The sequence below is a fragment of the Nocardia sp. NPDC046763 genome (genome assembly GCF_040645495.1).
Lineage (GTDB): Bacteria > Actinomycetota > Actinomycetes > Mycobacteriales > Mycobacteriaceae > Nocardia.
In genome coordinates this window covers 1-7,523 of record NZ_JBEYYI010000066.1, presented here as the reverse complement: position 1 = coordinate 7,523, position 7,523 = coordinate 1, and the positions used below count along the sequence as shown (strand labels likewise).

Here is a 7,523-nt window from a genome sequence, read left to right as displayed (position 1 = left end):
GTCTCACCCGGTTCGAAGGCCGCGATGTCGTGGATGTCGCCGGTGCGCTCGGCGGCCCAGCGCGCCCGCACCCGCATCCCGGTGGCGATGTCGGACGGGGAGGCCACATCCACCGCGTGCAGGATGGCGGTGTCCGCGCCGTCCAGCTTGATCAGCGCGTAGGCGAAGGGCCGGTCGAAGGGCTGGCCGGGCAGCGGCTCGGCCACCCACGACCAGGTCTGGACGGTGCCGACGTCGGACACGCCGACGAACTCCGACAGCGCCTCGCCGGTGGCCGGATCGAATTCCGCGGGCGGCACGATCACGCGCCCATCGGAACCCCGCACCCCGACGACCTTCCCGGATCGCAGTTCCGTGAGGAAGCGACCGATGATCGGACCGGTGGAGCGGGTGTAGTCGAATTGCATCCGCAGCGGTGCGGACAGTATTTCGGTGTTCCCCAGAGTCACGAGATCGAGTAGAACAGGTTCTAGTGACGGTGGCAAGAGTACGGGCTGCGGCCCTGACGACCAGCCCCGGATGTTCTAGGAAGGACATGGAAATGCGCTTTGGTTTGCAACTGGGATATTGGGGGGCGCAGCCGCCTGCCAATCACCGGGAACTGGTGCTGGCCGCGGAGGAGACCGGCTTCGACGCGATCTTCACCGCGGAGTCCTGGGGATCGGACGCCTTCACGCCCCTGGCGTGGTACGGCTCGGACACCAGCCGGGTCCGGCTGGGCACCTCCGTCGTGCAGATGTCGGCCCGCACTCCGACCGCCACCGCCATGGCCGCGCTGACCCTCGACCACCTCAGCGGCGGCCGGCACATCCTCGGGCTCGGCGTCTCCGGGCCGCAGGTGGTGGAGGGCTGGTACGGGCAGCCGTTCGCCAAGCCGCTGGCCCGCGCCCGCGAGTACGTCTCGATCGTGCGGCAGGTGCTGGCCCGCGAGGGCAAGGTGACCAGTGCGGGCCCGCACTACCCGCTGCCGTACTCCGGCTCGGGCGCAACGGGATTCGGCAAGCCGCTCAAGCCCATCACTCACCCGCTGCGTGCGGACCTGCCGATCTGGCTCGGTGCGGAGGGCCCCAAGAACGTAGCGCTGACCGCGGAGATCGCGGACGGCTGGCTGGCCATCTACTACACGCCGCGACTGGCCGACATGTACAACGAGTGGCTCGACGAGGGCTTCTCGCGCCCGGGCGCGCGGCGCTCGCGCGAGGACTTCGAGATCGCCGCCACCGCGCAGGTGATCCTGACCGACGACCCCAAGGCCGAACTGGATCGGCTGCGCCCGTTCATGGCGCTCTACATCGGCGGCATGGGTGCGGAGGAACTCAACTTCCACGCCGAGGTGTACCGGCGCATGGGCTACGGCGAACAGGTGGACGAGATCACCCGGCTGTTCCGCACCGGCCGCAAGGATGAGGCCGCGGCGGTCGTGCCCGACGAGCTGATCCTCGACACCACCATCATCGGCAATGAGGCGCAGGTGCGTGAGCAGCTGAAGGTGTGGGAGCAGGCCGGCGTCACCATGATGCTCGTGGGTGTCCGCGACGTAGCGCAGTTCGAGGCGCTGCGCCCGCTGATCGAGTCGCACGGACACTGATTCGGTCGTAGAACTAGTTTCAGAAATCTGGCCTCGAAGACGCGCTTCGCGGCCGGTTGGAAAGGGCGCGCCCCGGTGAGTGGGTCGCGCCCTTTCGCATCTGTTCCAATTCGGCGTAAGTCGCCGTAGGGTGTGACAGGGGGCACATCCGGTCGCTGGACCAAAGCGGAATCTGTGGCTTGTCACACACAAGAACACGTTCTATTTTGAAGCGGTGAGCTACAACATTGCGGACCTTGTCGAGCACACCATCGACCTCATGCCGGAACGTGTCGCGCTGGTTGACGACGCTCGTTCGGTGACCTACGCCGAGCTCGAGGACCGAGCCAACCGCCTGGCGCACTACCTGCAGGATCAGGGTGTGCAGCCGGGTGACAAGGTCGGTGTGTACTCGCGCAACACCATCGAGGCCGTCGAGGCCATGGTGGCCATCTTCAAGGCGCGGGCAGTCATGATCAACGTGAACTACCGCTACGTCGAGAACGAGTTGCAGTACATCTTCGAGAACTCGGATATGGTCGCGCTCATTCACGAGCGGCGGTACAGCGACAAGGTGGCCAATGTGCTGCCGAACGTGCCGAAGATCAAGGCGGCCGTCACCGTCGAGGACGGCACCGACCTGCCGCTGCCCCCGACCGCGGTGGAATACGAAGCGGCGCTGGCCGGCTCGCGCGGCGAACGCGATTTCGGCGAGCGATCCTCCGACGACATCATGATGATCTACACCGGCGGCACCACCGGCATGCCCAAGGGCGTCATGTGGCGGCAGGAGGACTGGTGGCGCGTCCTCGGCGGCGGCATCAACTTCTACACCGGTGAATTCATCCAGGACGAGTGGGAGCAGTCCAAGGGCGGCGCGAGCGGCAACTCGCCGATGGTGCGCTACCCGATTCCGCCGCTGATCCACGGCGGCGCGTTCACCGCGACCCTGCACAGCCTGTTCGACGGCGGCAAGGCCGTCATGCTGCCGGAGTTCAGCGGACACGGTGTGTGGCAGGCGATTCAGCGGCACGGCGTCAACATGATCTTCATTACCGGCGATGCCATGGCCCGTCCGATGCTGGACGCGCTGGCCGAGGGCAATGCGGAAACCGGTGAGGCGTACCAGCATTCGAGCCTGTGGGTGCTGGCCAGCAGCGCGGCGCTGTTCTCGCCCGCGCTGAAGGACCAGTTCATCGAGAACTTCCCCAACGCGCTCATCACCGACTCCATCGGCTCCTCGGAGACCGGCTTCGGCGGTCTGGCCGTGGCGGCCAAGGGCGCCACGCACACCGGCGGCCCGCGCGTGAAGATCGACGGCTCCACCAAGGTGATCGACGAAGAGGGCAACGAGGTCGCGCCCGGCTCCGGTCAGGTCGGCATGCTGGCGCGGACCGGCAACATCCCGGTCGGCTACTACAACGACCCGATCAAGACCGCCGAAACCTTCAAGGTGTTCAACGGCGTTCGCTACTCCATCCCCGGCGACTTCGCCCGCGTGGAGGAGGACGGCACCGTCACCATGCTGGGCCGCGGCTCGGTGTCCATCAACTCCGGTGGCGAGAAGATCTACCCCGAAGAGGTCGAGGGCGCGCTCAAGGCGCACCCGGAGATCTTCGACGCGCTCGTGGTCGGTGTGCCGGACGAGCGCTGGGGCCAGCGGGTGGTCGCGGTCGTGCAGTGCCGCGGCGGCGCCCGCCCGACGCTGGAGGAGCTGCGGCCGACCCTGGTCAAGGAGATCTCCTCCTACAAGATGCCGCGCAGCCTGTGGTTCGTGGACGAGATCAAGCGCTCGCCCGCGGGCAAGCCGGACTACAAGTGGGCCAAGGCGCAGACCGAGGCCCGCGAGGCCGACAACCACGCCCAGGCCTCGAACACCAAGTAACGCGGCTCGGTTCGTGGTGTGTGTCGGTGCCCGCCTGCGATCGCAGGCGGGCACCAACCTTTTCGCGGGTGTTTCTTGTCGGTGGGCTGTGCGACGCTGTCTGGCATGAGCGAGAAGGTGGGCAGCACCGTTTCCGACGATGTACTGCGGTCTTTCGAGGGGCATCGGCGGGAGCTGTGCGCCTACGCGTATCGAATGCTCGGGTCCTCGTTCGAAGCCGAGGACGCGGTGCAGGAGTCCTTCACGCGGGCGTGGAAGTCCTACGACTCCTTCGAGGGCCGGTCCAGCCTGCGGTCCTGGCTGTACAAGATCACCACCAATGTCTGTCTCGACATGCTGGACGGTCCGCAGCGCCGCGCCAGACCCATGGACCTCAACGGTCCCTCCACCCCCGATTCGGCGCTGCCCGCGCCGGAGCCGGATTACGTGTGGGTGGAACCGATTCCGAACGCCCTCGCCTTCGGCGCCGATCCGGCCGAGGCCGCCAGCGCGAAGGACACGCTGCGCCTGGCCTTCGTCGCGGCCGTGCAGCATCTGCCGGCCAGTCAGCGCGCCATCCTGATCATGCGCGAGGTGCTGCGTTTCTCGGCGGGCGAGACCGCCGACATGCTCAATGTCTCCCCGGCCTCGGTGAACAGCGCCCTGCAGCGGGCCCGCGCCACCATGTCGAAGGTGCAGGAGACGGCCACGGTGTCGGACCCCTTCGACGAGAACAACGAGCAGCAGCGCAAACTCGTCGACGATTTCGTCAAGGCCTTCGAGGCCTACGACATGGACGCCCTCACCGGCCTCCTGAAAGCCGATGTGGCCCTGTCCATGCCGCCGTTCTCGCTATGGATCTCCGGTCCAGAGAACGTGGCCGCCTTCATGCTCGGCACCGGCCACGCCTGCCGCGACTCCCGCATGGTCCCGCTGGCCGGCGCCAATGGGCTACCCGCCTTCGGCCATTACAAGCTGAGTGACGAGCCCGGCCGTTGGACCCCGTGGTCCATCACCACCCTCGAACTGGACGGTGACTGCATCTCCGGTCTCACCTTCTTCCTCGACACCGAGAAGCTATTCCCGCTGTTCGGCCTGCCCATGGAGCTGGGCTCGAACTAGGGCGGGCGCGTCACCGTCTGTCGCCGCACGCCGTTGGTGTTCCGCGGGCCGGAGTCCACACCTCAGATGGTGGACTCCGGCCCGGCGGACCGGCTCGGCGCGCAACCCCCGTCGAAGGACGGAGGACATCGGTGGCCGTCGCTGATCGCCGTTGATCGGAGGCTCCGCACGAACTAGCCGGTTCCCCTACCCTCACGGTCGGCGCCGCCACCGGTCAAGATCGGCGACTCACCCGTTTTGTGTGACACCCAGGTTGGGCGGCACCAGATTTCGTGTCGGGCTCGCGGTTCACCGGCTGCGCCCGCCGGCCGGTAATCGAAATATGCTCTCCCACAGGTGCTTACGAGAGGTGCGTGATGACGGTAGAGCTGCACGCGGATGAACTGTGGGCGGAGAATCTGCGCCGCATGTTGGTGGGGGTGCGGCACGAGCTGCCGATCGGCGGTCAGGCGGGATAGGCCATGTGGAAAGGCTCCCACTGGTGGCCGTCGAGGTCGAGGAAGGTGCGGCTGTACATGCCCACCTCGGCTTCCTGGGCGCGACGGTCGGGGTTGAGTTCTTCGGTGCCGCCGGCTCGGAGGGCCGCTTCGACGAGGGAGTCCACTTCGTGGGGGCTGGACAGGGCCAGCGCGTAGACGCCGTTGACGGTGCCGCGGGTGTCGCCGAGGGGGCGGGTGCTGAAGGTGGTGAAGAAGTCGTGGGTCAGCAGCATGACGCAGATGTTGTCGTCGACCACGATGCAGGCGGCATTGCCGTCGGTGAAGTCCTGGTTAACCTTCCAGCCCACGGCCTCGTAGAAGCGCTTGGACCGGTCCAGGTCGGCGACCGGCAGATTGATGAAGATCATCTTGCTCGGCATGGTGGTTCGACCCCTCTCATTCGATGTACTGATGGGGACGAAGCGGGTGCGGAAAACTCATCGGTCGTGCAAGAGTGATTGGGGAGGTGCCCGATGACTCACAGCTACCTGGTCGCCCTCACCGGCAGCGGCGGAACGGTTCCGCCGGAGCTGGGTGTGGTGCGGCGTCTGGTGCGGCGTGGCCATCGGGTGACCGTGCTCGCGGAGGAATCCCTGGCCGGTCCGGTGACGGCCGCGGGCGCGCGGCTGCGCCCGCGCGCGGGGGCCGGATTCGCCCGCGACACCGCCGACGAAATCGATGCAGAGCGACCCGATCTGGTGCTGGCCTCCTTCTTCGCCTTCGGGGCCATGGTCGCGGCCCAGGCCTGTGAGGTGCCCTTCTCGGTGCTCATCCCCGGCATCTACCCGCTGCCGGTGGAGGGCGGCCCGCCGCCGGGTTCCGGCTTCGGCAAGGCGCACGGGCCACTGGGCCGGTTGCGCGACCGGGTGGTGGGCTCGCTGGTGCAGCGGCGCTGGGACGAGGAACTGCTACCCAAGCTCAATGTCCTGCGCGCGGATTTCGGGCTGGATCGGCTGGCCCACTATCAGGACCAGGCGCAGCTGGCGCGCCGGCAGCTGGTGCTGTCCAGTGCGGCGTTCGACTTCCCGGGGCAGGGACCCGATGGGGTGCGCTGGGTCGGTCCGATCCTCGACGAGCCGGATTGGGTCGAGGGTGCCACGTGGACGCAGACCGACGGCGGCGATCCGCTCGTCCTGGTCGCGCTGTCCACCACCTTTCAACGCCAAACCGATTGCCTGCAGCGCATTTCCGACGCCCTGGGCCAGCTCCCCGTGCGCGGTGTCGTCACCACCGGCCCCGCCGTCGACCCGGACGAGCTGCACGCCCCGCCGAATGTGATGGTCCTGCGCGCGGCCGGGCACCGCGAAATCATGCGGCATGCCAGCCTGGTCGTCACCCATGGCGGCCACGGCACCCTGATGAAGTCCTTCGCCGCCGACCTCCCGGTCGTGGTCCTGGCGCACGGTCGCGACAATGCCGACAATGCCGCGCGCGTCCGCGCCCACAATGCCGGAATCACGTTGCCGCGCACCGCGACCCCGCAGCGTGTCGCCCGCGCGATCCGCCACGTCCTGCGCACCCCGGCCCACTACCGGGCCGCGGCCGAACTGGGCCGCGCCATCCGCCACGACGCGCGCGGCGAGGCCCTGCTGTACGAACTGGAACCGTCGCCGGATCACCACGACCCGCTGGGTGAGCGCATCTCCGTCCGTGAATTCGAACCCTGATGTTTGGCCGGATTTCGCGGGTTACCGGCCGCATATGGCTGGCAGGCCGAGTTTTCGCTGGTTAGCGTGGGCCGCATGGATTTCGTGGCCATTTTGCGCGAGAAATTGAGCGAGTTCGGAGAGCTGATCACGCCGGGGGTCGATCTGGCCGCACCGGTCCCCAGCTGCGGGGATTGGACCTTCTACGACCTGGCCGACCATATCGGTCAGGGCAATCTGTGGGTGGTCAGCGGCATCCGGGAGGGCCGCGGCGACTACCGGGGCGAACCCGCTCCGAAGGATCCCGTCGATCTGCGAGCCTGGTACGACGAGACCGCGCAGGCCCTGCTCGAGGCGGTGTCGGTCGCCCCCGAGACCCCGGCCTGGACCTTCACCAAGGCGCTGCCGCGCACGGTCGGGTTCTGGCAGCGCCGCCGCGCCCAGGAGACCCTCATGCACGTCTGGGACGGCAAGAATGCGCTCGGCATCGCGGAAGAATTCGATCCGGCGCAGGCCGCCGACGGCATCGCGGAAGTCTTCGAACTGTTCGCGCCGCGCATGATTCAGCGTGGGCTGGCGAGCGAGCCCGAGGTGGCCGTCAGGGTCCGCGCCACCGACACCGGTGAGAGCTGGACCTACGGCCCGGGCACCCCGGTCGCCGAAATCTCCGGCACCGCTTCGGATCTGCTGCTGGCGCTGTGGCAGCGCAAGCCCGCCGAGGACGCGGCCCTGACCTGGCAGGGCAACCGGTCGGCGGGGGAGCGGGTGCTTGCCGGTCCGCTGGTGCCGTAAACCGTTCCCGGACAAAGAAAAACGGCGAGGTGGTGGCCGGTATGGGAGCCACC

At 67.8% G+C, this 7,523-nt stretch carries 7 protein-coding genes; 5 read left to right on the top strand and 2 right to left on the bottom strand.

Features of this window, described 5'->3' with window-relative positions; all coding sequences use genetic code 11:
* Positions 1-407: OB-fold domain-containing protein (locus ABZ909_RS43075; protein ID WP_357012168.1), on the bottom strand; the 407-nt coding region annotated here is incomplete at its 3' end.
* 134 nt (positions 408-541) lie between these two features.
* Between ABZ909_RS43075 and ABZ909_RS43070 the strand changes: the two genes are divergently transcribed.
* The 3 genes from ABZ909_RS43070 (at position 542) to ABZ909_RS43060 (ending at position 4,553) form a co-directional block, all read left to right on the top strand.
* Positions 542-1,588, top strand: coding sequence for an LLM class F420-dependent oxidoreductase (locus ABZ909_RS43070; RefSeq protein WP_357012166.1), 1,047 nt, complete (start codon positions 542-544; stop codon positions 1,586-1,588).
* Between the two features lie 214 nt (positions 1,589-1,802).
* Entirely contained in the window at positions 1,803-3,452 is a 1,650-nt protein-coding gene (locus ABZ909_RS43065; RefSeq protein ID WP_357012164.1) for an acyl-CoA synthetase, read from the top strand.
* A 105-nt stretch (positions 3,453-3,557) separates the two neighbouring features.
* Positions 3,558-4,553 carry a sigma-70 family RNA polymerase sigma factor gene (locus ABZ909_RS43060; protein ID WP_357012162.1) on the top strand — a complete coding sequence of 332 codons (996 nt, stop codon included), beginning with the start codon at positions 3,558-3,560 and terminating at the stop codon, positions 4,551-4,553.
* 445 nt (positions 4,554-4,998) lie between these two features.
* Here the strand turns inward: ABZ909_RS43060 and ABZ909_RS43055 are convergent, their stop codons facing one another.
* Positions 4,999-5,412, bottom strand: coding sequence for a VOC family protein (locus tag ABZ909_RS43055; protein ID WP_357012159.1), 414 nt, complete (start codon positions 5,410-5,412; stop codon positions 4,999-5,001).
* Positions 5,413-5,505: 93 nt separating this feature from the next.
* Between ABZ909_RS43055 and ABZ909_RS43050 the strand changes: the two genes are divergently transcribed.
* Together ABZ909_RS43050 and ABZ909_RS43045 are read left to right on the top strand one after the other, a co-directional pair.
* Positions 5,506-6,699, top strand: coding sequence for a nucleotide disphospho-sugar-binding domain-containing protein (locus tag ABZ909_RS43050; protein WP_357012157.1), 1,194 nt, complete (start codon positions 5,506-5,508; stop codon positions 6,697-6,699).
* 75 nt (positions 6,700-6,774) lie between these two features.
* Positions 6,775-7,470: a maleylpyruvate isomerase family mycothiol-dependent enzyme gene (locus ABZ909_RS43045; protein WP_357012154.1), complete on the top strand. Its 696-nt coding sequence runs from the start codon at positions 6,775-6,777 to the stop codon at positions 7,468-7,470.
* Positions 7,471-7,523 lie beyond the last annotated feature (53 nt).